This window comes from Enterobacter sp. ECC-175 (genome assembly GCF_043968675.1).
Classification (GTDB): Bacteria; Pseudomonadota; Gammaproteobacteria; order Enterobacterales; family Enterobacteriaceae; genus Enterobacter.
Map to the genome: position 1 here is coordinate 370,142 of NZ_CP143776.1, position 24,401 is coordinate 394,542.

The 24,401-nt window shown below is 58.6% G+C and carries 24 protein-coding genes; 9 read left to right on the forward strand and 15 right to left on the reverse strand.

Annotated elements, in window-relative coordinates; all coding sequences use genetic code 11:
- Positions 1-90: 90 nt before the first annotated feature.
- On the forward strand, positions 91-1,044 hold the full coding sequence (gene metR, locus V1599_RS01850; protein ID WP_112012609.1) for an HTH-type transcriptional regulator MetR: 954 nt from the start codon (positions 91-93) through the stop codon (positions 1,042-1,044).
- Here metR and V1599_RS01855 read toward each other — a convergent pair.
- From V1599_RS01855 to pldB, 3 genes are all read right to left on the reverse strand, one after another.
- On the reverse strand, positions 932-1,831 hold the full coding sequence (locus tag V1599_RS01855) for a carboxylate/amino acid/amine transporter (RefSeq protein ID WP_112012610.1): 900 nt from the start codon (positions 1,829-1,831) through the stop codon (positions 932-934). The genes metR and V1599_RS01855 overlap by 113 nt on opposite strands.
- Positions 1,832-1,913: 82 nt before the next feature.
- The gene (gene yigL / locus V1599_RS01860; RefSeq protein WP_112012611.1) at positions 1,914-2,714 is read right to left on the reverse strand and encodes a sugar/pyridoxal phosphate phosphatase YigL; all 801 of its coding nucleotides are present in this window, start codon (positions 2,712-2,714) and stop codon (positions 1,914-1,916) included.
- Positions 2,715-2,744: 30 nt separating this feature from the next.
- On the reverse strand, positions 2,745-3,737 hold the full coding sequence (gene pldB, locus V1599_RS01865) for a lysophospholipase L2 (protein ID WP_112012612.1): 993 nt from the start codon (positions 3,735-3,737) through the stop codon (positions 2,745-2,747).
- Between the two features lie 109 nt (positions 3,738-3,846).
- Between pldB and rhtB the strand changes: the two genes are divergently transcribed.
- Entirely contained in the window at positions 3,847-4,467 is a 621-nt protein-coding gene (gene rhtB, locus V1599_RS01870) for a homoserine/homoserine lactone efflux protein (RefSeq protein WP_112012613.1), read from the forward strand.
- On the opposite strand, the gene rhtC is transcribed toward rhtB, so the two are convergent.
- The 3 genes from rhtC to pldA form a co-directional block, all read right to left on the reverse strand.
- Positions 4,464-5,084 carry a threonine export protein RhtC gene (gene rhtC / locus V1599_RS01875; RefSeq protein ID WP_112012614.1) on the reverse strand — a complete coding sequence of 207 codons (621 nt, stop codon included), beginning with the start codon at positions 5,082-5,084 and terminating at the stop codon, positions 4,464-4,466. The genes rhtB and rhtC overlap by 4 nt on opposite strands.
- A 61-nt stretch (positions 5,085-5,145) precedes the next feature.
- Entirely contained in the window at positions 5,146-6,975 is a 1,830-nt protein-coding gene (recQ, locus tag V1599_RS01880) for an ATP-dependent DNA helicase RecQ (RefSeq protein ID WP_112012615.1), read from the reverse strand.
- Between the two features lie 90 nt (positions 6,976-7,065).
- Complete coding sequence (pldA, locus tag V1599_RS01885; protein ID WP_395300940.1) at positions 7,066-7,935, reverse strand: phospholipase A; 870 nt, start codon at positions 7,933-7,935, stop codon at positions 7,066-7,068.
- Between the two features lie 158 nt (positions 7,936-8,093).
- On the opposite strand from pldA, the gene yigI reads away from it, so the two are divergent.
- Positions 8,094-8,561: an acyl-CoA thioesterase YigI gene (yigI, locus tag V1599_RS01890; RefSeq protein WP_112012617.1), complete on the forward strand. Its 468-nt coding sequence runs from the start codon at positions 8,094-8,096 to the stop codon at positions 8,559-8,561.
- A gap of 51 nt (positions 8,562-8,612) precedes the next feature.
- Positions 8,613-9,509 (forward strand): EamA family transporter RarD, encoded by an 897-nt coding sequence (rarD, locus tag V1599_RS01895; RefSeq protein ID WP_112012618.1) that lies wholly within the window; start codon positions 8,613-8,615, stop codon positions 9,507-9,509.
- A gap of 78 nt (positions 9,510-9,587) precedes the next feature.
- Here rarD and corA read toward each other — a convergent pair whose 3' ends face one another.
- From corA to V1599_RS01935, 8 genes are all read right to left on the reverse strand, one after another.
- Positions 9,588-10,538: a magnesium/cobalt transporter CorA gene (gene corA, locus V1599_RS01900; protein WP_112012619.1), complete on the reverse strand. Its 951-nt coding sequence runs from the start codon at positions 10,536-10,538 to the stop codon at positions 9,588-9,590.
- 150 nt (positions 10,539-10,688) lie between these two features.
- On the reverse strand, positions 10,689-10,745 hold the full coding sequence (gene ysgD, locus V1599_RS01905; RefSeq protein WP_212743980.1) for a YsgD/CorL family protein: 57 nt from the start codon (positions 10,743-10,745) through the stop codon (positions 10,689-10,691).
- Between the two features lie 149 nt (positions 10,746-10,894).
- The gene (gene uvrD, locus V1599_RS01910) at positions 10,895-13,057 is read right to left on the reverse strand and encodes a DNA helicase II (protein ID WP_112012621.1); all 2,163 of its coding nucleotides are present in this window, start codon (positions 13,055-13,057) and stop codon (positions 10,895-10,897) included.
- A gap of 76 nt (positions 13,058-13,133) precedes the next feature.
- Positions 13,134-13,850: a 5-amino-6-(5-phospho-D-ribitylamino)uracil phosphatase YigB gene (gene yigB, locus V1599_RS01915; protein WP_112012622.1), complete on the reverse strand. Its 717-nt coding sequence runs from the start codon at positions 13,848-13,850 to the stop codon at positions 13,134-13,136.
- Positions 13,850-14,752: a tyrosine recombinase XerC gene (xerC, locus tag V1599_RS01920; RefSeq protein WP_395300941.1), complete on the reverse strand. Its 903-nt coding sequence runs from the start codon at positions 14,750-14,752 to the stop codon at positions 13,850-13,852. Before xerC ends, yigB begins: the two co-directional genes overlap by 1 nt.
- Entirely contained in the window at positions 14,749-15,456 is a 708-nt protein-coding gene (locus V1599_RS01925) for a DUF484 domain-containing protein (protein WP_395300942.1), read from the reverse strand. Before V1599_RS01925 ends, xerC begins: the two co-directional genes overlap by 4 nt.
- The gene (gene dapF, locus V1599_RS01930; protein WP_297123309.1) at positions 15,453-16,277 is read right to left on the reverse strand and encodes a diaminopimelate epimerase; all 825 of its coding nucleotides are present in this window, start codon (positions 16,275-16,277) and stop codon (positions 15,453-15,455) included. The genes V1599_RS01925 and dapF overlap by 4 nt, the downstream gene beginning before the upstream one ends.
- Before the next feature lie 35 nt (positions 16,278-16,312).
- A complete protein-coding gene (locus V1599_RS01935; RefSeq protein WP_297123307.1) occupies positions 16,313-16,516 on the reverse strand; it encodes a lipoprotein in 204 nt (67 codons plus the stop codon).
- Between the two features lie 134 nt (positions 16,517-16,650).
- Between V1599_RS01935 and cyaY the strand changes: the two genes are divergently transcribed.
- The gene (cyaY, locus tag V1599_RS01940) at positions 16,651-16,971 is read left to right on the forward strand and encodes an iron donor protein CyaY (RefSeq protein WP_006179235.1); all 321 of its coding nucleotides are present in this window, start codon (positions 16,651-16,653) and stop codon (positions 16,969-16,971) included.
- A 50-nt stretch (positions 16,972-17,021) separates the two neighbouring features.
- Here cyaY and cyaA read toward each other — a convergent pair whose 3' ends face one another.
- On the reverse strand, positions 17,022-19,562 hold the full coding sequence (gene cyaA, locus V1599_RS01945; RefSeq protein WP_395300943.1) for a class I adenylate cyclase: 2,541 nt from the start codon (positions 19,560-19,562) through the stop codon (positions 17,022-17,024).
- A gap of 349 nt (positions 19,563-19,911) precedes the next feature.
- On the opposite strand from cyaA, the gene hemC reads away from it, so the two are divergent.
- Genes hemC through hemY form a run of 4 tightly spaced genes read left to right on the forward strand, consistent with a single transcriptional unit; the run spans position 19,912 to position 23,997 of the window.
- The gene (hemC, locus tag V1599_RS01950; RefSeq protein WP_146745795.1) at positions 19,912-20,853 is read left to right on the forward strand and encodes a hydroxymethylbilane synthase; all 942 of its coding nucleotides are present in this window, start codon (positions 19,912-19,914) and stop codon (positions 20,851-20,853) included.
- The gene (hemD, locus tag V1599_RS01955) at positions 20,850-21,590 is read left to right on the forward strand and encodes a uroporphyrinogen-III synthase (RefSeq protein ID WP_112012629.1); all 741 of its coding nucleotides are present in this window, start codon (positions 20,850-20,852) and stop codon (positions 21,588-21,590) included. The genes hemC and hemD overlap by 4 nt, the downstream gene beginning before the upstream one ends.
- A 20-nt stretch (positions 21,591-21,610) precedes the next feature.
- On the forward strand, positions 21,611-22,795 hold the full coding sequence (gene hemX / locus V1599_RS01960) for a uroporphyrinogen-III C-methyltransferase (RefSeq protein WP_395300944.1): 1,185 nt from the start codon (positions 21,611-21,613) through the stop codon (positions 22,793-22,795).
- 2 nt (positions 22,796-22,797) lie between these two features.
- The gene (hemY, locus tag V1599_RS01965) at positions 22,798-23,997 is read left to right on the forward strand and encodes a protoheme IX biogenesis protein HemY (RefSeq protein ID WP_395300945.1); all 1,200 of its coding nucleotides are present in this window, start codon (positions 22,798-22,800) and stop codon (positions 23,995-23,997) included.
- The last annotated feature ends 404 nt before the right edge of the window (positions 23,998-24,401 follow it).

A 24,401-nucleotide genomic window follows, 5' to 3' on the forward strand; every position in this document is an offset into this window, starting at 1 on the left:
TTTAGACGTCCAGATGTTTACACTTCCATAATGTAAAGGTACTGTATATTCCTCAAGCGCAAAATGTTCATGGCGAAGTGAAGGACTTTCATGATCGAGATAAAACACCTGAAAACGCTACAAGCGTTGCGGAACAGCGGATCGCTCGCGGCGGCGGCGGCCACGCTGCACCAGACCCAGTCCGCCCTTTCCCACCAGTTCAGCGATCTGGAACAACGCCTTGGCTTTCGTCTGTTTGTGCGTAAAAGCCAGCCGCTGCGCTTTACGCCGCAGGGCGAGATTCTTCTACAGCTGGCGAATCAGGTGCTGCCGCAGATTGCCAGCGCGCTGCAGTCGTGCAATGAGCCGCAGCAGACCAGGCTGCGTATCGCCATTGAGTGCCATAGCTGCATTCAGTGGCTGACGCCCGCGCTTGAGAACTTCCGCCAGAAGTGGCCGCAGGTGGAGATGGACTTTAAATCCGGCGTGACCTTTGACCCGCAGCCCTCGCTCCAGCAGGGCGAGCTGGACCTGGTGATGACGTCAGACATTCTGCCGCGCAGCGGCCTGCACTATTCGCCGATGTTTGATTTTGAAGTGCGCCTGGTGCTGGCGCCGGATCATCCGCTGGCGGCCAAAACGCGCATTACGCCAGAAGACCTGGCGACAGAATTGCTGCTGATTTATCCGGTACAGCGCAGCCGCCTGGATATCTGGCGCCACTTCCTGCAGCCGGCAGGCGTGAGCCCGCAGCTGAAAAGCGTGGATAACACCCTGCTGCTGATTCAGATGGTTGCTGCCAGAATGGGCATTGCGGCGCTGCCGCACTGGGTGGTAGAGAGCTTTGAGCGCCAGGGTCTGGTGGTCACCAAAACCCTGGGTGAAGGCCTGTGGAGCCGGCTGTACGCCGCCGTGCGCGACGGCGAGCAGCGCCAGGCCATTACGGAAGCGTTTATTCGCTCAGCGCGGAATCACGCCTGCGACCATCTTCCGTTTGTGCGGAGCGCGGAGCGACCCAGCGTCGATGCACCCACAGCGAAGCCAGAATCACCGCTCCCCCAATAAGGAAGCTCGGCCAGTGCGGCTGCTCCTGCCAGATGGCGAGGTTCACCAGCAGCCCCGCGGGCACATGTACGTTATTCATGATCCCCAGCGTACCGGCGTCGACCTGCGTCGCGCCGTAGTTCCACATGAAGTAACCCAGCCCTGAGGCCACCACGCCCAGCCAGACCAGAACGCCCCACTGTAGCGACGTGGTCGGTAGCTTCTGCGGGTTGCCGAGCATAAACCACGCCGCTACCGCAACGATCGCCGCGCCCATATAGAACCAGGCGAAGGCATTGTGCTGCGGCATCGGGCGGGTTTCCATCAGGCGCTTATAGCCCACCATGCCGATGGCAAAGCTGATATTGGCAAGCTGGACGAACATCAGCCCGGTCCAGAAGTGATCGCTTACCTTGTCATAGCGAATAATCGCCGCGCCGATCACCGCCAGCGCGGCGCTCAGCAAATATCCCCAGCGCAGGCGACGCCTGCTGAGCAGGTCGTATATCAGCGTGATATAGAGCGGCGTGAGCACGGTGAAAAGCAGAAACTCCGAGACGGACAGATAGACATAGGCCCGGAAGCTAAACAGATACATGATGCCGAGCTGCATCGCGCCCACCAGCATGTACAGCAGAATGGTTTTCAGCGACTGCCCGCGCGTACGCAGAAACGGCAGGAACACCAGCGCGGCCAGCCCCACGCGCATCAGCACCGAAAAGTAGCTGTCGACCGAACCCGCAAGGTATTCGCCAATCAGGCTAAAGGAGAAGGCCCACAGGATGGTGGTGATAATGAGTAGCGCCACAATGCTCGTCTCGCAAAAAGAAGGAGGAGCATTGTAGCGAACTCTTTAGTTGACAACTGAACGATAAATAACCGATTGAGGATTATTCAAGGAACAGCTTGCGCAGATACTTCGGAACAGCGTTGTCGCCGTTGGTGCCGATCACTTCCAGCTCCGGGTGCAGGTCTTTCAAACGCTGGTGCGCGTTTTCCATGATGCAGCCTTTGCCCGCCATGGAGAGCATTTCGGCGTCGTTCATGCCGTCACCGAAGGCGATGCAGTCCTTCAGCTCAAAGCCCAGACGCTTCGCGACGGCTTCCAGGGCGTGACCTTTCGACACGCCGCCCGCCATCACTTCCAGGCAGGTCAGCGTCGAGAAGCTCACGTTCACGCGATCGCCCCAGCGCGCGTTGATCGCCTGCTCCAGCGGAAGAAGTTCCTCGTGGCTTTCACAGGTAAAGAACACTTTGCTGATCCCTTCCGGCTCCAGCAAACCCGGCTCGTAGAGAGAATACTGAAAGACCGCCTCTTTGAAGAAGCGCATCTCATCCGGGCGGTGGCGGTTCATAAACCACTCGTCGTCGCGGTAAACGTTGGTGACGATCGCCGGGTTGTTATGCACCACGCCGAAGAGATCGGCGGCGATGTCGCGGTCGAGGTTATGGGTGAAAATCAGGTTACCGTCGGTATCGTGCACGCGCGCCCCGTTGGAGGTGATCATGTACGATTTGATCTCCAGATTATCGCGGATCTGCCCCACGTCTACGTGATGACGACCGGTGGCAAACACGAAGTTCACGCCACGGGCAGTCAGGAGCTTTAGGGTCTCTTTCGCGTAAGGCGAGAGGGTGTGGTCGGGCGAAAGCAGCGTGCCATCTAAGTCAGATGCAACAACCTGGTACATAGGGATCTCAACCTCTGGTAAAAAAAATAATCAGTTATGCCTGTCGAAAAACTCGACGATGGCGTTCAGCGCGACTGAGCGCATAGCGTCCTTTTCGAAAAGGATCTCATGGTACGCGCCGTGGATGACCAGCGGTTTCTCCCCCTCACAGGGATGACCAGCGGCGGCGCGCAGTTCACAAAAGCGGTCGTGCATGCGGTTATCCACCACACGCTCGTCTTCTGCCTGAATCAGAAGCGTCGGCGTGGCATCGTTTGCCACGCCGGCCAATACCTGCTCACCGGCTAAAACACCTTCACGCACCCAGTGCCAGGTAGGGCCGCCCACGCGCAGGCGCGGCTCATCGGCGTAAAAGCGCAGGTTGCGGCGATAGCGCTGTCGGCTGTGGGTGAGCACGTTGAGCGCAAACGGCAGCGCGCGCCAGCGGCCCGTGCCGATGGCATATCCTTCCCGGATGCGCTGATGGCCCTCAGCCCAGTCGAGAAGTGGACGTACCATCCAGTCTGGAAAACGGATCACGATGCCGTACATCGGTGCGGTCAGCGCGATGGCATCGCACTGATGCGCATGACGCTGCAGGAAAAGCGTGGCGATAGCGCCGCCCATCGAGTGCGCCAGGATGTAGCGCTTGCGCCACGGCCCCGGCTGAACTTCCTGCTGCCAGAAGGCGGCGAGATCGTCGACGTAATCGCTGAAATGATCCACGTGACCGCGGTGCGTATCCGACAGCATGCGCCCGGAAAGGCCTTGTCCGCGATGATCGATAATCAGGACATCAAAGCCCATGTGAACCAGGTCATACGCCAGCTCGGCGTATTTGACGTAGCTTTCGATACGGCCAGGGCAGACCACGATGACGCGGTCGTTTTGCTCGTTACGAAAACGCACAAAGCGCACCGGAACGTTATCGACGCCCGTAAACTCATCTTCCTCGCGCTGACGCCAGAAATCGGTCAGCGGCCCCATAGAGAAAGCAGCAAATGCGTTTTCTCGTGTTTCCCAGTCCTTTTTCTGCTGCAACATTGGGTTTCCACCCCTGTAAGCCAAGGAATATCGTTTTTTCTTAACCGGTCACAAAATGACTCAACAATAGCGTATTGTGGCATAAAAACAGACGATTCGGGAGCTTCAAATGACCTTCGAGTGGTGGTTCGCGTACCTGCTGACATCCATTATCCTCAGCCTTTCCCCCGGCTCTGGCGCCATCAACACCATGACCACCTCGATTAACCACGGGTATCGCGGGGCGGCGGCGTCGATTGCCGGTTTACAAACCGGGCTAGGCATCCACATCGTCCTGGTGGGGATTGGCCTCGGCACGCTGTTCTCACGCTCGGTGCTGGCGTTTGAGGTGCTCAAATGGGCCGGTGCGGCGTATCTGATTTGGCTCGGCATTCAGCAGTGGCGCGCGGCGGGCTCGATTGATCTCAATACCCTCGCCCACACGCAAACCCGCGGCCGCCTGTTTAAGCGCGCGGTGTTTGTGAACCTGACTAACCCGAAAAGCATTGTCTTTCTCGCCGCGCTGTTCCCGCAGTTCATCGTTCCGCATCAGCCCCAGGTGATGCAGTACGTGGTCCTCGGCGCGACCACCATTATCGTCGATATCATTGTGATGATTGGCTACGCGACGCTGGCGCAGCGGATTGCGGCATGGATTAAAGGGCCTAAGCAGATGAAGGCCCTCAATAAGGTATTTGGTTCGCTGTTTATGCTGGTGGGCGCGCTGCTTGCGTCAGCGCGTCACGCTTAGCGAGAAATGATGAGGTGGATGCCGAAGCCCGCGAACAGCGCGCCGGCGAAGCCGTCGATCCACTTCGCAATGCGCTGGTAGCCTCGGCGCATCGCCGGTAAGGCAAACAGGCTGGCGACGACGGTGAACCAGGCAAAGGTTTCAACGACGATCAGCAGGAAGATGCCCCAGCGCGCGCCCGCGCCGACGCTATCGCCGACGAACAGAGAGAACACGGACCCGAAGTAAATAATCGCTTTCGGGTTCGCCAGGTTGGTCAACAGCCCTTTCACAAAGCTGCGGCCGCCCGTTGCCAGCTCCACCTGTGGCTCTTCCGCTTTTTTCTCTTCTTTCTTCAGCGCCCCGCGCAGCATCTGATAGCCCATCCAGCACAGATACAGGCCGCCGCCGACCATAATGATGTTATGCAGCCAGGCCATCTTCGCCAGAATCAGGTTCAGGCCAAGCAGCGCAACCGCCGCCCAGACCATTACGCCCATGGTAATGCCCAGCACGCCCATCATCGCCTCTTTACGAGAACGGCTGACGGCAGTTTGCGATACGAAGAAAAAGTCAGGGCCGGGGCTCATCAGCGCAACGATGTGCACTAACGCCACGGTAAGAAATAGCATCAACATAATTAACTCGCGGGGGAATAATTCAGTGAGTCACCATCCTGGCACTTTTTTGCCCGGCTGACTACTCCTCATCATCACCATCAGCGTGAGAGCGAATAAGCGCCATAAACTCCTTGCCGAAGCGCTCGAGCTTGCGCGTGCCGACGCCGTTGACGCTGAGCATTTCGCTTGCGCTAAGCGGCATCTGCTCGGCCATCTCGATAAGCGTCGCGTCGTTGAACACCACGTACGGCGGAATGTTCTCTTCGTCGGCAATGGCCTTACGCAGCTTGCGCAGCTTGGCAAACAGCTTGCGATCGTAGTTGCCGCCGTAAGATTTTTGCATCACGCGCGGCTTGAGCGCGACCACGCGCGGCACGGCGAGCTTCAGTTCAACCTCACCGCGCAGCACCGGCCGCGCCGCTTCCGTCAGCTGAAGCGCAGAGTGTTGAGCAATGTTTTGCGTGGCAAAGCCAAGGTGGATCAGCTGGCGAATAATGCTGACCCAGTGCTCGTGGCTCTGCTCTTTACCTATGCCGTAGACGGGCAGCTTGTCGTGGCCCATATCGCGGATGCGCTGGTTATTGGCGCCGCGCAGCACTTCCACCACGTAGCCCATCCCGAAGCGTTGATTCACGCGACCAATGGTCGAGAGCGCCTTGCGCGCGTCCATCAGGCCATCGTACTGCTTTGGTGGGTCGAGGCAGATATCGCAGTTGCCGCACGGCTCCTGTCGCCCTTCGCCAAAGTAGTTGAGCAGCACCAGGCGGCGGCAGGTTTGCGCTTCGGCAAACGCACCCATCGCGTTGAGCTTGTGACGCTCGATATCCTGCAGCTGGCCCTGGGGCTTCTCTTCCAGACAGCGGCGCAGCCACGCCATATCGGCCGGATCGTAAAACAGCATCGCTTCCGCAGGCAGCCCGTCGCGCCCGGCGCGGCCCGTTTCCTGATAGTAGGATTCGATGTTGCGCGGAATGTCGAAATGCACCACAAAGCGCACGTTGGGCTTGTTGATCCCCATGCCGAACGCCACCGTGGCGACCACGATTTGCAGATCGTCGCGCTGGAATTTTTCCTGCACGTCGGCGCGGATGTGGTTTTCTAACCCGGCATGATAGGCCGCGGCGCTAAAGCCGCGGTTTTGCAGGCGCGCGGCGGTGTCTTCCACCTTCGCGCGGCTGTTGCAGTAGATGATGCCGGATTTGCCGCGCTGCTCCTGCACGTAGCGCAGAAGCTGATCCAGCGGCTTGAATTTTTCCATCAGCATGTAGCGGATGTTCGGGCGGTCAAAGCTGCTGACCTGGATAAACGGATCGTTCAGGCCCAGAAGCCGGACGATATCCTGACGCGTGGTGTCATCCGCCGTGGCGGTGAGCGCCATAAACGGCAGCTCGGGGAAGCGCTGGCGCAGCTGGCCTAGCGCGGCGTATTCCGGGCGGAAGTCGTGCCCCCACTGGGAAATACAGTGCGCTTCGTCCACCGCCAGCAGCACCGGATTCCAGTGCGACAGATGGTCGAGGAAGTTATCCAGCATCAGCCGTTCAGGCGCGATATACAGCAGGCGGACCTGCCCGGTGCGGCAGCCGGCCATCACCTCTTGCTGCTGCTCGCGGGTCTGGGTGGAGTTCAGGCAGGCCGCCGCTACGCCGTTGGCGAGCAGCTGATCGACCTGGTCCTTCATCAGGGAAATGAGGGGGGATACCACCACCGTCAGGCCGTTAAGCACCAGCGCGGGAACCTGATAGCACAGCGATTTCCCGCCGCCCGTCGGCATCACCACCAGACAATCACGGCCTTCCAGCACGGTCTCAATGATGGTTTCCTGGCCGGGGCGGAACTGCTGATAGCCAAAGGTTTCTTGCAAAACCTGTTTAGCCAGCGATTCCTGATTCAATACTTCCGCCTGCGCCACGTTAACCCCATTTGCCAGAAATAAAACAGGCGCTATTTTCAGCGCCTGAGAGAGAAACTTCAACGTTTAACGCAAAAACATTCGAGCAGATCAGAAAATATCGTTCAACATGACGCCCACGCCAACGCGGGTCTGGTTGAAGTTATAGTCGATAAGCGACTCGCCGTAACCGCTATAAACCTGCGTATAAAGACGAACGTGTTTGCTCACCGGGTAGCTGACGCCAAGCTCCGCGCCGCCGTAGCCCGTGTTCCAGTTGTACTGGCCTTTAGCGCTCAGCACCGCGTCACCCAGCTGATAGCCAATCTTAAGCTGGTAGTAACCCATGTATTTGGTGATGTCCGGGTTGTCATCGGTCGATCCCACGACAAACCACGGCTTCACTTCCACCATGTAATTGCCGTTCTGCGCCATCAGGCGGGTATAGGCGCGGTTCCAGCTGCGCGAAGTGGGATCGGAGCGCCCGTTAGAGTCATGGTTAAAACCAACCTCGACGTCGCGCAGCGTCCAGCCGGCAAACTCGTAGTCCGTCGCGAAGCCCAGGAACAGCTGCGGCTCGTAGTTGGTCTCACGGAACGGTGAAGATTCACCGCTGTTCGAGAGCTGCCACCAGGATTTTTGCGTATACGATGCGCCGAGCACCGAGTTCGGCCCCAGGATCCCGCGCCAGAACGGAAACGCCAGGCTGAGCTGGTATTTCACCTCGTCCTTACGCGCATTCTCAGCCCAGTCATAGGAGCGAATCGCTTCTTTATTGAGATCGCTGGTCCAGGTGTAGAGCAAATAGTTGGTGTCGTACGGATAAAGCGTGAACGGATTGTCATGCTCCTGAAGCAGGTTCGCAATGATGCTGCCGCGCACGGCAGGCGTATCATGTACCTCGTTAACCGTTGCTTCCTGCGCATATGCTGTGAGGGGCAGCGAAACCGCCGCCAGTAACCAACCCAGATACGTCCGCATCGGTGGTGTTCTCCTGAGATTGTGACGTCTAATGAATAGTTTTGTAGACGCATTCTACATTTTTCCGCGCGAACTTCCCCTCCTGGTTTCTGAAAGTGGAATTTCTCCGTAGCGAAGCATAAAATCAACATTTTGTTAACAACAAGGATGCTATACCGATGTCAGCCATGCTTACCGCTGAAGAAGCGTTGAAACTCGTGGGCGAAATTTTTGTTTACCACATGCCGTTTAACCGCGCGCTGGGGCTGGAGCTGGAGCGTTACGAGAAGGACTTTGCGAAGCTTAACTTTAACAACCAGCCGATGATGGTAGGTAACTGGGCGCAAAGCATTCTGCACGGCGGCGTGATTGCCTCGGCGCTGGACGTTGCGGCCGGGCTGGTCTGCGTGGGCAGCACGCTGACGCGCCACGACACTATCAACGAGGACGAGCTGCGCCAGCGCCTGTCGCGGATGGGCACGATCGATTTACGCGTCGACTACCTGCGTCCCGGCCGTGGAAACCGCTTCACCTGCACCAGCAGCCTGCTGCGCGCGGGTAACAAAGTCGCCGTGGCGCGCGTTGAGCTGCACAACGAAGAGCAAGTTTATATCGCCAGCGCAACTGCCACTTATATGGTGGGTTAACGCGGTAAAAGCGGGTAAAATTGCCCCACACTTTTGTAATGGATTTTCCCGATGGATGCTAAACAGACGCGGCAGGGCGTTTTACTCGCCCTTGCCGCTTATTTTATTTGGGGCATCGCGCCTGCCTATTTCAAGCTGATCCACTACGTCCCCGCCGACGAGATCCTGACTCACCGCGTGATCTGGTCATTTTTCTTTATGATTGCGCTGATGAGCATCAGCCGGCAGTGGTCAGGCGTCAAAACGCTGCTGAAGACGCCGAAAAAGATTTTCCTGCTGGCGCTCTCGGCGGTGCTGATTGGCGGCAACTGGCTGCTGTTTATCTGGGCGGTGAATAATCACCATATGCTCGAAGCGAGCCTCGGTTACTTTATCAACCCGCTGGTGAATATCGTGCTGGGGATGATTTTCCTCGGCGAACGCTTCCGGCGCATGCAGTGGCTGGCGGTGATACTCGCCTTCTGCGGCGTGCTGGTTCAGCTGTGGACGTTCGGCTCGCTGCCGATCATCGCCCTGGGGCTGGCGTTCAGCTTCGCGTTCTACGGCCTGGTGCGAAAGAAGATTGCCGTTGAAGCGCAAACCGGGATGCTGTTCGAAACCCTCTGGCTGCTCCCCGTTGCCGCCATTTACCTGTTTGGCATCGCCGACAGCGCCACCAGCCATATGGGCAGCAACCCGTGGTCGCTGAACGTGCTGCTGATGGCCGCGGGCGTGGTGACCACCATTCCCCTGCTGTGCTTCACCGGCGCGGCAACGCGCCTGCGCCTCTCGACGCTGGGGTTCTTCCAGTACATTGGCCCAACGCTGATGTTCCTGCTGGCGGTGATGTTCTACGGGGAAGTACCGGGCGCGGATAAGATGGTGACGTTCGCATTTATCTGGGTCGCACTGGCGATCTTCGTTGCGGATGCGATTTATACCCAGCGCAGGACGCGCAGAGGGTTGTAGAATTGTGATATTGCCCTCACCAAAGGGAGAAGGCGTTCGATCGTAGGGCGGGTAAGCGCAGCGCTACCCGCCCGATTTTTACAGCCAGTTCCGGCGCTTAAAGTACAGATACGGCGCCAGCCCGGCGAGGATCATAAAAATAATCGCGCCAGGGTAGCCAAAGCTCCACTTCAGCTCCGGCATAAACTCGAAGTTCATTCCATAGCTTGAGGCCACCAGCGTCGGCGGCAGGAACACCACGGATACCACCGAGAAGATCTTGATGATGCGGTTCTGCTCGATGTTAATAAAGCCCATCGCCGCCTGCATCAGGAAGTTCACCTTCTGGAAGAGGGACTCGTTGTGCGGCAGCAGGGATTCGATATCGCGCAGGATTTCACGCGCCTGCTCCAGCTGGCCGCCAGGCAGGCGGGCTTTACGCACCAGGAAGTTCAGCGCGCGCTGGGTATCCATCAGGCACAGGCGCACCTTCCAGCCGATATCTTCCTGTTCAGCCAGCGTCGAGAGCGCTTCGTCATACTCATCGCCCTGATGGCCTTCCATGATCACGCGGCTCAGCTTTTCCAGATCGCTGTAAATGTTTTCGATTTCATCCGCCAGCTGTTCAATTTTGGTTTCAAACAGGTCGAGCAGCAGTTCGTAGGCGTTGCCTTCCACCATCGCCTGGCTGCGGGCGCGCATGCGGTAAAGACGAAACGCGGGCAGCTCGCGCTCGCGCAGGGTAAACAGGCGGCCGTCGCGAATGGTAAACGCCACGGTGGAGTTACCGGCGTGATCGTCAGCATCTTCAAAAAAGAAGAAAGAGTGAATGTGCAGGCCGTCTTCGTCTTCAAAAAAACGCGCCGATGCCTCAATGTCTTCCAGTTCCGGACGGGTTGCCAGGCTTTGCCCCAGCTCTGATTGTACGCGAAGGCGCTCATCGTCGTCCGGCTCGACCAGATCCACCCATACGGCGTCACTGAGGGGCTGCGACTCTTCGGCTTCAAGCCGAATCAGTCGATTATTTTCGAGTTGAAATGCGCTCAACATGACCGGGACTCCCAATGCAAAAAATATCGGACAGTTCGGTGGGCACACAGAAACAAAATGGGTTTCAGACCATTAAAAGCCTGACTCAGCGCGACGGGAATAATGCAGGTCGCTGACAACCACTAAGGCCATCAGCAAGAGGAGATAGCCTTAGGAGTTGTTCCTGGATGACAGGGAATTGAGCCAGTATCTACTGGGTGTGTCCAAGGCGAATGTCCTCTTAGCGTAATCGTGCGCGCATGTTACGCCAGCATTAACGGCGGCGTCAACACGCAACGGAACGCTGAAGGGTAATAAATCACCTTCAATGTATAAGGCTAGCAGATTATTACAAAATAATGATATTTTTCTGAAAGTTACACAGTTTCCAGCTTGGCATATGCCGCCACCAGCCATTTGATCCCCTGCCCCTGAAACGCGACCTGAAGACGGCTGTGCTCGCCGCTGCCTTCCAGGTTGACGATGGTGCCTTCGCCGAATTTTGAGTGGCGAACGCGCTGGCCCAGCTTGTATCCGGTGTCGGTTTCCGCGATAGGCGAGCCCATGCGCTGATGGCTGACCGGGCGGCTGATGCTGGCGCGCAGGCGTACCTCTTCCACGCACTCCTCCGGCAGCTCGCCGATAAAGCGCGACGGACGGTGGTACACCTCTTTACCGTACAGGCGGCGGGTTTCGGCGTAGGTGAGCGTGAGTTTCTGCATCGCACGCGTCACGCCCACGTAGGCAAGACGACGCTCTTCTTCCAGACGCCCGCCTTCATCCAGCGACATCTGGCTCGGGAACATCCCCTCTTCCATCCCGACGATAAACACCTGCGGGAACTCCAGGCCTTTGGCGGAGTGCAGGGTCATCAGCTGCACCGCATCCTGCCAGGTGTCCGCCTGCCCTTCGCCCGCCTCCAGCGCGGCGTGGGAAAGGAACGCCTGCAGCGGCATCAGGTCTTCATCTTCTTCGTTGTAGCTGAACTGGCGCGTTGCCGTGACCAGCTCCTCTAAGTTCTCAATACGGGTCTGGCCCTTCTCGCCTTTTTCCTGCTCGTACATGGTGCGCAGGCCGGAATCTTTAATTACCCGGTCGGTCTGCACGTGCAGCGGCATATCGGCAGTTTCTTGCGCGAGCGCGTCGATAAGCTCCATAAAGCGCTGGAGCGCGCTGGCCGCACGTCCGGCGAGGGCTTTTTCCTGCAGCAGCTCGCGGCACGCCTGCCAGAGCGTCAGCTGACGATCGCGGGACGCCTGACGCACCACGTCCAGCGTGCGGTCGCCGATGCCGCGCGTTGGCGTATTCACCACGCGCTCGAACGCGGCGTCATCGTTACGGTTGGCGATCAGGCGCAGATACGAGAGCGCATCTTTGATTTCCTGACGTTCGAAGAAGCGCATGCCGCCGTAAATGCGGTACGGCATGCCCACCTGCAGGAGCGCCTCTTCCAGCACGCGCGACTGGGCGTTGCTGCGGTAGAGAATGGCGCACTGCTCCAGCGCGCCGCCGTTGTCCTGCCAGGTTTTGATGCGGTTCACCACGAAGCGCGCTTCGTCGAGTTCGTTGAACGCGCAGTAGATGGAGATCGGCTCGCCGTCGACTCCGTCGGTCCACAGCTTTTTACCCAGACGCCCGTTGTTATTCTCAATCAGGGCGTTGGCCGCGCTCAGGATGTTGCTGGTTGAGCGGTAGTTCTGCTCCAGACGAATGGTCTGCGCGCCGGGGAAGTCGTTCAGGAAGCGCTGGATGTTTTCCACCTGCGCCCCGCGCCAGCCGTAGATTGACTGGTCGTCATCGCCGACGATCATCACCTTGCCGGTGTCGCCCGCCAGCAGGCGGATCCACGCGTACTGAATGTTGTTGGTGTCCTGGAATTCGTCCACCAAAATGTTGGTGAAGCGCTCGCGGTAGTGCTGAAGAATGTGCGGCTTGTTAAGCCAGAGCTCGTGCGCGCGCAGCAGCAGCTCGGCAAAGTCCACCAGTCCGGCGCGGTCGCAGGCTTCCTGGTAAGCCTTGTAGACGTTCTGCCAGGTCTGCTCGACCGGGTTGCCGAAGCTTTGAATATGATGCGGGCGCAGCCCTTCATCTTTTTGACCGTTGATGTACCACATGGCCTGACGCGGCGGCCACTGCTTCTCGTCGAGGTTCATCGCCTTGATCAGGCGCTTAAGCAGGCGCAGCTGGTCTTCGCTGTCGAGGATCTGGAAATCCTGCGGCAGGTTGGCGTCCATGTGGTGCGCGCGCAGCAGGCGGTGCGCCAGGCCGTGGAAGGTGCCAACCCACATGCCGCCCTGGCTGGTACCCATCAGCTGTGCGATACGGTGGCGCATCTCCGCCGCCGCCTTGTTGGTAAAAGTCACCGCCATGATGGAATACGGGGAGCAGTTCTCCACGCTCTGCAGCCAGGCGATACGGTGAACCAGCACGCGCGTCTTACCGCTGCCCGCCCCAGCCAGCACCAGCATGTTGGTGCGCGAGGCGGCTACCGCGTCACGCTGTTTGTCATTAAGGCTGTCGAGCAGGTAAGAAACGTCCATTGGCACCGTCACGTCATGTCGGGCTGGCGAATATGACCCGCCAAAACCCTGTTAATTTATACAGAACAATTGATGATTATATCAGCGTCGTGAGGGATGCCAACCGCGAAATTTCCACGTGCGGCAGCAGGCGGCTGTCCTGCGCTGTCATCAGGTCGGCGCTTTCCGGCTTGATCCAGCACGCCTGCATGCCGCAGCGGATGGCACCGGCGACGTCCGTCGTCAGGTCGTCGCCCACGTGCAGGATCTGGCCGAGCGGCAGATTTAGCTTTTCGGCCGCCAGGTGGTACATATCGCTAAACGGCTTGGCGCGCCCGTGCGGACCCGCGCGGAGCACAAACTCAAAGTAGTCGCCCAGGCCAAACAGCTCCGGCTGCGCGTTGCCGTTGGTGATCGCGACCAGCGGCCACTTTTCGGCAAGCTTCGCCAGCGTCTCGTGGGTTGCCTGCGGCACGTCGATACGGCTGCGCCATTTGGCGAAGTTTTCCATTGACGCTTCGGCCCCGATCGCCGCGTCGCGCGCGCTCAGCCCGACGTTCAGCATCGCCTGCTCCACCGCGCGGCGGCGCCATTCGGTCACGTCGTGATAAATCTCCGGCTCGGTTTCGCGCAGGGACTGGCGCAGCTGCTGGAAATCCTTGTTCTGCATGGCCTTTAGCGCCGGGTGGTAGTTTTGCACAAACGCCAGCGACTCCTGCTCGGTGCGCAGGATCACCTGGCGGTTGTCATAAAGGGTGTCATCAAGGTCAAAGGTGATTGCGGAAATCTGGCCCAGTGGGCGGTAAAAACGCATTATTTCCCCCGTTTGGCGCGTGGATGCGCCGCGTCATACACCGAGGCAAGGTGTTGGAAGTCTAAGTGGGTATAAATTTGAGTCGTCGATAAATTCGCATGGCCGAGGAGCTCCTGCACGCCGCGCAGATCGCCGCTCGACTCCAGCATGTGGGTCGCAAAGGAGTGGCGCAGCTTGTGCGGATGCACGTGGCTGTTCAGCCCCTGCTTGATGCCCCACTCCGCAAAGCGCTTTTGCACGTTGCGCGCGGAGATACGCTTGCCGAGCTTCGACAGAAACAGCGCGTTCTCCTCAGCGCCAAACAGCCCGCGCAGATCCAGCCAGTGCTCAATCCACGAAACGGCGTTGCGGCCAATCGGCAGGCGGCGCTCCTTGCTGCCTTTCCCCATCACCCACACTTCGCCGGATTCCAGATCGAGATGCTTGAGATCGAGGTTGACCAGCTCGGAAAGACGCAGTCCGGCGCCGTACATCACCTCCAGCATCGCGCGATCGCGTACGGCCAGCGGATCGTTAAGATCGATATCCAGCAGGCGGTTCACGTCGTCAACGTCGATATTCTTGGGCAGATGGCGTGGGGCTTTAGGCGTGGCGATACCTTTTGCCGGATTGGCCTTAAGCGTACCCTGGCTCACCAGCCAGTCGAAGAAGCTGCGCAGGGCCGAAAGCCGCAGCGCCAGGCTTGCCGGGCTGAGGTTTTTTTTACGGCTGCGCACGACAAAACCGCGCACCGTTGCCGCGTCACAGTGCTGCCAGCTTTTCAGGCCGATCTCGTCGGCAATCTGCATAATGGCATCAAGCTGACGCTGGTAATTCAGCAGCGTGAGGGGGCTCAGCTGGCGCTCAACGCCCAGATAGCGCAAAAAGCGCGTAACGTCAGTAGAAAGCAGCGCGTCCGTCATATCCGTTCAATCCAGCGCTCCAGCAGCTCCGGCAGCATCAGCGCAAGCTCCTGCAGGAGGTGCGTAGCCTGGCCCTGCTCATAATGATGCGCATCGCGGCTGGTGAAAAGTATCACGCCCAGATCGCCGTCGCGGCCCATCAGCGACATCGCCACCGAGCCAATCGCTTTGGCTTCCGGCAGCACCACCAGCAGCTCGGGCCCGTTCAGCGGCCCGAGATAGTGGTGTTCATGCCCAAGACGCTGAATGCGCAGCGGTTCGAAGGCCTGACGGCTCAGCGCCAGATGGGTAAACCCGGACGGTGCGCCAATGCGCCAGCGGTCGGGAAAGAGGCGAAGCGTTGCGCCCGCCAGCCCCAGCTCGCGCGCCCAGCGGTGGAAGCGGCTCAGGAACTCGTCAAGGCTGTGCGCCGACGCCAGCCGCGCCTGTAGGTTAAGCAGGCGATAGAACAGGCTCTCGTTACTGCTGGCCTGCTCCATCAGCAGCGTCATATTCTCTTCGAGCCGATGAATGTGGTTGCGCGAACGCGCCATGTGCCATTCGACCAGCGACACGGTTCCGCGCACCGGGTGCGGCACGCGCATCTGTTCGACGGCGCGCGCGTTGCGAATAAAGAACTCAGGATTGTTCAGCAGATAATCAACGACGGCCTCATCGTCCAGCGCCATCACCGTTTCCTGCAGTTCTTCCCCTGGTTGTTTCATAGATGGATAAACCCGTCATAGACATGTGCCGCCGGGCCCGTCATATACAGTGGATGACCCGGTCCTTTCCAGGCGATATCAAGACGTCCGCCCGGTAACTCTACGCGCACCTCTTCTGCCAGTAACCCCTGAGAGATACCTACCGCCACGGCCGCGCAGGCGCCGCTTCCGCAGGCCTGCGTTTCACCCGCGCCGCGTTCAAACACGCGCAGACGGATGTGCTCACGCTTCACCACCTGCATAAAGCCGATGTTTGCCCGTTCGGGGAAGCGCTCGTGGCTTTCCAGCACCGGGCCGAGGGATTCAACCGCCGCGGTTTCCACATCATCCACCTGAATCACGCAGTGGGGGTTACCCATTGAGACGACGCCGCACAATACTGTCTTCTCGGCCACGCGCATAATATAGGTCTTTTCCGCTTTGTTGGCGCGAAACGGCACGGCAGAGGGTTCGAAGTTGGGCTCGCCCATATTCACGCGCACCAGTTCGTCATCGGTGACGCTGAGCACCATGCGGCCATTGGCGGTGCTGACGCGAATATCGCGCTTGTTGGTTAGCCCTTTCAGGCGCACAAAGCGAGCAAAACAGCGCGCGCCGTTGCCGCACTGGGACACTTCGCTGCCGTCCGCGTTGAAGATGCGATAGTGAAAATCAAGGTCGGGATCGTAAGGCGGCTCAACCACCAGCAGCTGATCAAACCCCACGCCAAGGTGGCGATCCGCCAGACGGCGGATCAGCTCCGGAGAGAAAAAGACATTCTGCGTTACCGCGTCGACGACCATAAAGTCATTGCCCAGGCCATGCATTTTAGAGAACTGCATCATTTGCTCCACTTCGCGGGTACAGAACGTAATTGTCAGTAATTCACCTGGGTCGGGCCGCCGTTGTCGCCGCGGTCGTTGGTGTCCGGCGTGGTGGAATCAATACCACTTTGTACAGGCCTGGTTGGCGGCGGCGCGGTTTTATCCGCTGGCGGGAAGTACAGCGGTCCCTTCAATCCACAGCCGGTGAGGCTAAACAGCGTGACAAGAACGGCAAGCGCTCGGAAGACGTTTTTCATTATAAAGTTGCCCGTAAGTTCAAATCTGTTTCTATCATCGCAGGAGAAGACACAAAAGCAAGAGTTTGCCGCTTTCCTGCAACGGGATTTATTTAGCGTTATACTGCCGCCATCACGAAAAAAGGAACAAAACCATGAACGACAGTGAATTTCATCGCCTTGCCGACACCCTGTGGATGACCATCGAAGAGCGCCTGGACGACTGGGACGGCGACAGCGATATCGATTGTGAAATCAACGGCGGCATTTTGACCCTGAGCTTCGAAAACGGCAGCAAAATCATCATCAACCGTCAGGAGCCGCTGCACCAGGTGTGGCTGGCGGCGAAACAGGGCGGCTACCATTTCGATCTGAAAGGTGACGAGTGGGTATGCGACCGCAGCGGCGAAACGTTCTGGGATCTGCTGGAGCAGGCGGCGACGGCGCAGGCCGGCGAGACCGTGAGTTTCAGATAGTTTTTTTGCCCGGTGGCGGCTGCGCCTTACCGGGCCTATGGCAGCTTAAATCAGGAGAAATACTGCTGCAGCAGCGGTGCGGTATCCTGATTTGCGGGAACCGGCGCGATAGTCTGGGTGCGGAACGGAATCACCTGCGCGCGCCCGTCCACGTTCACGATCTGGTAGAACTGCGGCAGGTTGAAGTTAATGAAGCTTGAACCGTAGGTGAAGCGGTCGTGAGAAGAGGAGTAGAAGCGGCTGACGTCGCGCACCAGCTCCTCTTTGCTGCCCTCACAGTGGTGATAGACCTCGGCTCGGTTGGTTTCATCCAGAATATAGATATTGAAACCGGCGTCGTCCCCCGACTCTTCAAAGAAGAACTGGATAATCCCTTCGCTCGCAAAGCCGTCCACCACCTGCGGCAGCGTGACGTGGTTGGTTCCCACCTGCACCGACAGGCCGTGCAGCTTGTTGTGCGATATCGCGCCGTAAAACTCGATGGCGTTTTCCAGCTTCTGTACCGACACGTTCAGGCGTTCGAAGAACAGGCCCCAGGTCTGGCCGGAGACGCGCAGCGCCTTAAAGCGCCCGGTTTCCTGCCGGGTGCTGGAGAGGCGAAGCTCGATGCATTCCGACACCAGCTGCTGCACGCGGGTACGGATCAGGCCGCGCAGGTGCTGGCTATAGCAGAACACCTCCACGCTGTCCGGCGGCGCGGCATCCTGGTGCATCTTGCCAAGAATCGTTTTCAGCGCCTCGATCATCGCCTGCTCGCCGTTGAAGTGCAGGGTACGCACTTCGTTCCACGAGTTGCGGTACAGCAGATCGACGCTGCCCACCAGGCAATTTTGCTGCTCGCCGAAGCTAAAGACGTCCAGCTTGCGGAAGTCAAAGTGGACCACCTGATTGCGGAAGGCCGCCGTCGGGTCGTACTCCAGGTTGACGATGATCGCCAGGTGGCGAATTTCACACGGGCTGTAGAGCGCTTTCGGCGTTGGCGCAGGCAGGCGCAGCGGGAAGTGGTGCGACACGTCCGCAACCATCTCCTGCAGCTTGGCTAAATCGACGACCTCATTGCCCTTGATAAACAGGCGCGTGCGCGAGGTCAGCAGGCCATTGAACCAGGCCCAGGCCACCAGCTTGTTCAGATAGCGGTTATATTCCAGCGGCTGATGGCTGATGATGGAATCCATGCTTGGCGCACGGTTGTAGAGATACCACCCGGTGCGGTTCGCGCGGCCCGGCGGCACAAAAATAAAGGTCAGGTTCGGTTCTGACAGGTCCGGCGAAATCTGCGGGTTCACCAGCGTGACTTTCCCCGGCAGCGCTTCGAACGCGGCGTACAGCTTACGGGTCAACACCCCGATATCCTGCGGGCTGGCAGAAACGCTCAGGTTGTTGCGGCGGGCAAAGCGGATCAGGTTGCGGTAGCTTTGCATCATCGCATCAAGCAGTTCGTTGTGCGCTTCGCGCACCTGGTCGATTTTCCAGTTGGCGCGGTTGTCGAGCATGGCGAGACGCGCTTCGTCCCAGCCCCACTCTTTTACTAACTGACTGACCACTTCACGACGCCAGCCCACGCAGGCGCGCTCGCGGCTCAGTTTTTCGCAAACTTTGAGATAGAAACATCGACGCACCAGGTCAAGACGCGTGTGATCGTCGATGGCTTTCAGGTATTCGGTAACGCGCTCCAGCATCATGCAGTAGGCATCAAGCCCGTAGGAGACAATTTCGCCGTCGTGCAGGCGCTGTTTAATGTCTTTCGCCAGCAGGCGCGGCGTCGGGTATTCCCAGGAATAGGCTTCGAGCAGCAGCGTTTTGAGCACCGCTTTGTACGGCGAGTCGATGCTTTTATAAAGCTGCCACAGGCTCGCGCCAAAGTACTCTTCGGCGGACAAGGAGCTGAGGCCGCCCAGGTCCAGCCATTCGTTCGGCGTCAGAACGCCCTGCGAATAGAGCGACATCACGTAATCGTCGTAATGTTCTTCTTCATCGCACGGCACCATATTCCACAGAATACGCTTGCCGGCGAGACGTACCGCGGTACGGTAAAATTCATCCAGCAGCAGGATGTGCTGCGTCGAGCCGCAGTCTTCGCCACCCAGGCTGCCGCTTTCGTTGTGGCGGAAACGGTTTTCATCAATCAGAAAGAAGCTGACTTCCACGCCGAGCGACGCCGCCCAGCTCTCCAGCAGGCTGCATTTACGCTGCAGCAGCTGGCGCTCTTCGTTATCGAGCCAGGATTGATGGCAGACCCAGATGTCGAGATCAGACGAACAGCTTTGCCCTACCGATGAGGTACTCCCCATAGAGTAAACGCCGGTGATCGGCAGTTCACCTTTTGGTGAAACCTGTGGCGGCATACCGCGGTAGAGTTCAAGTTCGTTGAGATAATGCTGTTGGGTTTCATCAGGCGTGAAGAGGCAAATGCCCTGGGGAACGTTACCATCAAGGTAGCCCGGCATCAGCGGATGGTGATAGTGCAGTAATGTCGGCAGCAGACTGTAAACCTGTTGGAATGCAGGTCCCATGGCAGCAAGCGCGCGATCCACACGCAGTTGATTAATGGCATCCAGTCTCTGCTTTAGAGTCTCAATATAGAGGTACAAGACGTATCGCCTGATGTTTCCGGGCGTTACATGCTATTCCAGAATCGAATAACAGCAGGCCCGCAGTATTTCAAAAAGATAACCGTTACCCTTTTTCGCCCTTATCTTTATGGTGGTACAGACGAAAAAATGGTCTAAAACGTGATCAATTTAACACCTTGCCGGTTGACCGTAAAGAAAGATGCGCTACATACAAGTGTAGCACCGTTCTGAACGTGTAAATTCCTGAATACGGCTTTGGCTGACGAGAACGCCGCCCTGTCCCTCACTCGTCTCATCAACCGTAAAACTGCCATCCGAGAGTCAACAATGTTAGGATGGTTAGCGATTGATAATGACGGTAACAAGCATGTTAGACAATGTTTTGAGAATTGCCACACGCCAAAGCCCCCTTGCGCTCTGGCAGGCACATTATGTTAAGCAGCGCCTTGAAGCCTGCCACTCCGGACTGCGCGTCGAGCTGGTGCCGATGGTCACGCGCGGCGATGTGATTCTTGATACGCCGCTGGCAAAGGTGGGCGGAAAGGGCTTGTTCGTCAAAGAGCTTGAGCTGGCACTGCTTGATAAGCGTGCCGATATCGCCGTGCATTCTATGAAAGACGTGCCCGTAGAGTTTCCGGAAGGGCTGGGGCTGGTGACGATCTGCGAGCGCGAAGATCCGCGCGATGCATTTGTCTCAAACCATTATGATTCGCTGGATGCGTTGCCGCAGGGCAGCGTGGTTGGCACGTCGAGTTTACGCCGTCAGTGCCAGCTGGCCGAGCGCCGTCCGGATCTGGTGATTCGCTCGCTGCGCGGCAACGTCGGCACGCGCCTCGGCAAGCTGGATAACGGCGAATACGATGCCATTATCCTCGCGGTGGCGGGCCTGAAGCGCCTGGAGCTGGAGTCGCGCATTCGCGTGGCGTTGCCGCCGGAACTCTCGCTACCGGCAGTGGGCCAGGGCGCCGTGGGTATCGAATGCCGTCTTGACGACGAACGCACCCGCGCGCTGCTTGCCCCGCTGAATCACGACGAGACCGCGATTCGCGTCAAAGCCGAGCGGGCGATGAATACCCGGCTCGAAGGCGGCTGCCAGGTGCCAATTGGCAGCTATGCTGAATTAACTAACGGCGAGCTGTGGCTGCGCGCGCTGGTCGGTGCGCCGGACGGCACGCAGATGGTGCGCGGTGAACGTCGCGGCAGGCCAGAAGAGGCCGAAACGCTTGGCGTATCGCTGGCTGAAGAGCTGCTTGATAACGGCGCTCGCGAGATTCTGGCCGAGGTTTATAACGGAGAACCCCCTGCATGAGCATTCTTGTCACCCGCCCTTCTCCCGCAGGAGAGCAATTAGTGAGCCGTCTGCGCGCACTGGGGCAGGTGGCCTGGAGTTTTCCGCTGATCGAATTTTCCCCCGGTCGGGAACTCTTTGCGCTCACCGACCGTTTAAATGCCCTCCAGGAGGACGATCTCCTGTTCGCCCTGTCGCAGCATGCCGTGGATTTTGCCCATGCGCAGCTTCAGCAGGATGGGACGCGCTGGCCAACCGCTCCGCGCTATTTCGCCATTGGGCGGACGACGGCGCTGGCCCTGCATACCGTAAGCGGAATAGACGTTCGCTACCCGCTGGATCGGGAAATCAGCGAAGTCTTGCTACAATTACCTGAATTACAAACTCTTGTCGGCAAGCGCGCGCTGATCCTTCGCGGCAACGGCGGCCGCGAGCTGTTGGGCGAAACGCTGCGCGAGCGCGGCGCTGACGTGACGTTTTGCGAATGCTATCAGCGCTGTGCAAAACATTACGATGGCGCACAGGAGGCCATGCGCTGGCAGGCGCGCGGCATTTCAACTCTGGTGGTAACCAGCGGTGAAATGCTGCAACAGCTTTGGGCGCTCGTTCCGACATGGTATCGGGAAAACTGGTTACTCCGCTGTCGGCTTCTGGTCGTCAGCGAGCGTCTGGCGAACCTCGCCCGGGAACTGGGCTGGCAGGATATTCGGATCGCTGATAACGCCGACAACGATGCGCTGCTTCGCGCATTACAATAACTCTCAAATGGGAAGCCATAATGACGGAACACGAAAAATCCTCCGCCGTGGTTGAAGAGACCAGGGAAACTGTGGACATTACGCCGCAGCCAGAAACGACTGAGAAAACCGTTGAGAAGAAAAACGGCGGCAGTAAAACCAGCCTTGCGCTGAGTGCGATTGCCGTCGCCATTGCGCTGGCGGCAGGCGTCGGCCTGTATGGCCTGGTGAAGCAACAGGGCACCAACCAGACGGCGACCAGCGACGCGCTGGTCAACCAAATCACCGCCCTGCAGAAAGCGCAGGAGGCGCAAAAATCCGAGCTGGAAGGCGTGATCAAGCAGCAGGCCGCCGAGCTGGCTGACGCGAACGCGAAGCAGCAATCGCTGGCGAAACAGCTCGACGAGGTGCAGCAAAAGGTTGCGACCATTTCCGGCACCGATGCGAAAACCTGGCTGCTCTCGCAGGCGGATTTTCTGGTTAAGCTTGCCGGACGCAAGCTCTGGAGCGATCAGGACGTTACCACTGCTGCCGCGCTGCTGAAAAGCGCCGACGCCAGCCTGGCCGATATGAACGATCCGAGCCTGATCAACGCGCGCCGCGCCATCACCGAAGATATCGCCAGCCTGTCTGCGGTTTCGCAGGTGGATTATGACGGCATCATCCTCAAGGTTAACCAGCTCTCGAACCAGATTGATAACCTCCAGCTGGCGGATAACAACGACGACGACTCCCCGATGGACTCTGACGGCACCGAGCTTTCCAGCTCGCTGAGCGAGTGGCGCATCAACCTGCAAAAAAGCTGGCAGAACTTTATGGACAGCTTCATCACGATTCGCCGCCGCGACGAGACCGCCGTGCCGCTGCTCGCGCCAAATCAGGATATCTATCTGCGCGAAAACATCCGCTCTCGCCTGCTTGTCGCCGCGCAGGCCGTGCCGCGCCATCAGGAAGAGACCTACAAGCAGGCGCTGGATAACGTCTCGACGTGGGTGCGCGCGTACTACAACACCGACGACGCCACCACGACCGCGTTCCTGGAAGATATTGACAAGCTGAGCCAGCAAAACATCACCATGAGCGTGCCGGACAAGCTGGTCAGCCAGCCGATTCTGGAAAAGCTGATGCAGACACGCGTGCGTAACCTGCTGGCGCAGCCGGGCGTTCCGGCAGAGCCTCAGGCTACGGCGCCCGCCTCGGCACCTGAAGCGCCACAAGGAGAGTAACGATGCTTAAAGTTCTCTTCCTCTTTCTCTTGCTCATCGCCGGGATCGTCCTCGGCCCGATGCTTGCAGGCCACCAGGGCTACGTGCTGATCCAGACCGATAACTACAACATCGAAACCAGCGTGACGGGTTTGGTCATCGTTCTGATCCTCGGCGTGGTCGTGCTGTTTGCCATTGAGTGGATCTTGCGCCGCCTCTTCCGCACCGGCGCGCATACGCGCGGCTGGTTCGTGGGCCGCAAGCGTCGCCGCGCCCGCAAGCAGACCGAACAGGCGCTGCTGAAGCTGGCTGAAGGCGATTATCAGCAGGTTGAAAAGCTGATGTCGAAAAATGCCGACCATGCCGAGCAGCCGGTGGTGAACTATCTTTTGGCCGCAGAAGCCGCGCAGCAGCGGGGCGATGAAGCCCGCGCGAATCAGCACCTTGAGCGCGCGTCCGAGCTGTCCGCGAAGGATCCGATTCCGGTTGAAATCACCCGCGTTCGCCTTCAGCTGGCGCGTAACGAAAACCACGCGGCGCGCCACGGCGTCGATCGTCTGCTGGAAATCACCCCGCGCCATCCGGAAGTGCTGCGCCTTGCCGAGCAGGCCTACATCCGCACCGGCGCCTGGGGCTCGCTGCTGGACGTCATTCCGTCCATGGCGAAAGCCGACGTGGGCGATGATGAGCACCGTGACGAGCTGCAGCGCATGGCGTGGATTGGCCTTATGGATCAGGCGCGAGCCGACCTGGGCAGCGACGGTTTGAAAACCTGGTGGAAGAATCAGAGCCGCAAAACGCGCCAGCAGGTTCCGCTGCAGGTGGCAATGGCGGAACATTTGATTGAATGTGACGATCATGACACCGCCCAGGAGATCGTTCTCGACGGCCTGAAGCGTCAGTACGACGATCGACTGGTAATGGTGATCCCGCGCCTGAAAACCAATAACCCAGAGCAAATCGAAAAAGCGCTGCGTCAGCAAATCAAAACCGTGGGCGACCGCCCGCTGCTGTGGAGCACGCTCGGCCAGTCGCTGATGAAGCACGGCGAATGGCAGGAGGCGAGCCTCGCCTTCCGCGCAGCGCTGAAGCAGCGTCCTGACGCGTACGATTACGCCTGGCTTGCGGATTCTCTGGATAAGCAGCACAAGCCCGAAGAGGCAGCCGCCATGCGGCGCGACGGGCTTCTGCTGACGTTGCAGAACAACGGCAATCAGCCGTAAATAAGAGGGAGGCCAGAAGGCCTCCTTTTTTTGCCCATAAAAAAACGCCTGCTATAAAGCAGGCGTTAAAACAGGTCTTTAAGACAACATATTTGGTGCTTCACTCAACGTTGTGTCCATGGTGTCTGATGAGGCCGAAGCGACATCTGTCAGTGGACGATAAGCACCGTAAACGGCTCTGCGTCATTCCTGGGTTTATGAGGCCCTAAGGCGAACATAAGAGATGGAATGAGCATCTACGCGTATATTATTGCACGTAACGTGCCAACATGACACGCAGAACTTTTACATCGCGCAACATTTTAAGATAAAAGGAAATTTCGCTGCTAAGCAGCGTCTTATGCGCATGGCCACGCCGTAAACCGCGTTCAAACGTCGCCATCTGGAGACAATAAACGCGCTTG

Coding starts and splice junctions, on each gene's coding strand:
- metR (WP_112012609.1), top strand. CDS start 91: ATGATCGAGATAAAACACCTGAAAACGCTACAAGCGTTGCGGAACAGC.
- yigL (WP_112012611.1), bottom strand. CDS start 2,714: ATGTACCAGGTTGTTGCATCTGACTTAGATGGCACGCTGCTTTCGCCC.
- pldB (WP_112012612.1), bottom strand. CDS start 3,737: ATGTTGCAGCAGAAAAAGGACTGGGAAACACGAGAAAACGCATTTGCT.
- rhtB (WP_112012613.1), top strand. CDS start 3,847: ATGACCTTCGAGTGGTGGTTCGCGTACCTGCTGACATCCATTATCCTC.
- rhtC (WP_112012614.1), bottom strand. CDS start 5,084: ATGTTGATGCTATTTCTTACCGTGGCGTTAGTGCACATCGTTGCGCTG.
- pldA (WP_395300940.1), bottom strand. CDS start 7,935: ATGCGGACGTATCTGGGTTGGTTACTGGCGGCGGTTTCGCTGCCCCTC.
- yigI (WP_112012617.1), top strand. CDS start 8,094: ATGTCAGCCATGCTTACCGCTGAAGAAGCGTTGAAACTCGTGGGCGAA.
- rarD (WP_112012618.1), top strand. CDS start 8,613: ATGGATGCTAAACAGACGCGGCAGGGCGTTTTACTCGCCCTTGCCGCT.
- corA (WP_112012619.1), bottom strand. CDS start 10,538: ATGTTGAGCGCATTTCAACTCGAAAATAATCGACTGATTCGGCTTGAA.
- uvrD (WP_112012621.1), bottom strand. CDS start 13,057: ATGGACGTTTCTTACCTGCTCGACAGCCTTAATGACAAACAGCGTGAC.
- yigB (WP_112012622.1), bottom strand. CDS start 13,850: ATGCGTTTTTACCGCCCACTGGGCCAGATTTCCGCAATCACCTTTGAC.
- xerC (WP_395300941.1), bottom strand. CDS start 14,752: ATGACGGACGCGCTGCTTTCTACTGACGTTACGCGCTTTTTGCGCTAT.
- V1599_RS01925 (WP_395300942.1), bottom strand. CDS start 15,456: ATGAAACAACCAGGGGAAGAACTGCAGGAAACGGTGATGGCGCTGGAC.
- dapF (WP_297123309.1), bottom strand. CDS start 16,277: ATGCAGTTCTCTAAAATGCATGGCCTGGGCAATGACTTTATGGTCGTC.
- V1599_RS01935 (WP_297123307.1), bottom strand. CDS start 16,516: ATGAAAAACGTCTTCCGAGCGCTTGCCGTTCTTGTCACGCTGTTTAGC.
- cyaY (WP_006179235.1), top strand. CDS start 16,651: ATGAACGACAGTGAATTTCATCGCCTTGCCGACACCCTGTGGATGACC.
- hemC (WP_146745795.1), top strand. CDS start 19,912: ATGTTAGACAATGTTTTGAGAATTGCCACACGCCAAAGCCCCCTTGCG.
- hemD (WP_112012629.1), top strand. CDS start 20,850: ATGAGCATTCTTGTCACCCGCCCTTCTCCCGCAGGAGAGCAATTAGTG.
- hemX (WP_395300944.1), top strand. CDS start 21,611: ATGACGGAACACGAAAAATCCTCCGCCGTGGTTGAAGAGACCAGGGAA.
- hemY (WP_395300945.1), top strand. CDS start 22,798: ATGCTTAAAGTTCTCTTCCTCTTTCTCTTGCTCATCGCCGGGATCGTC.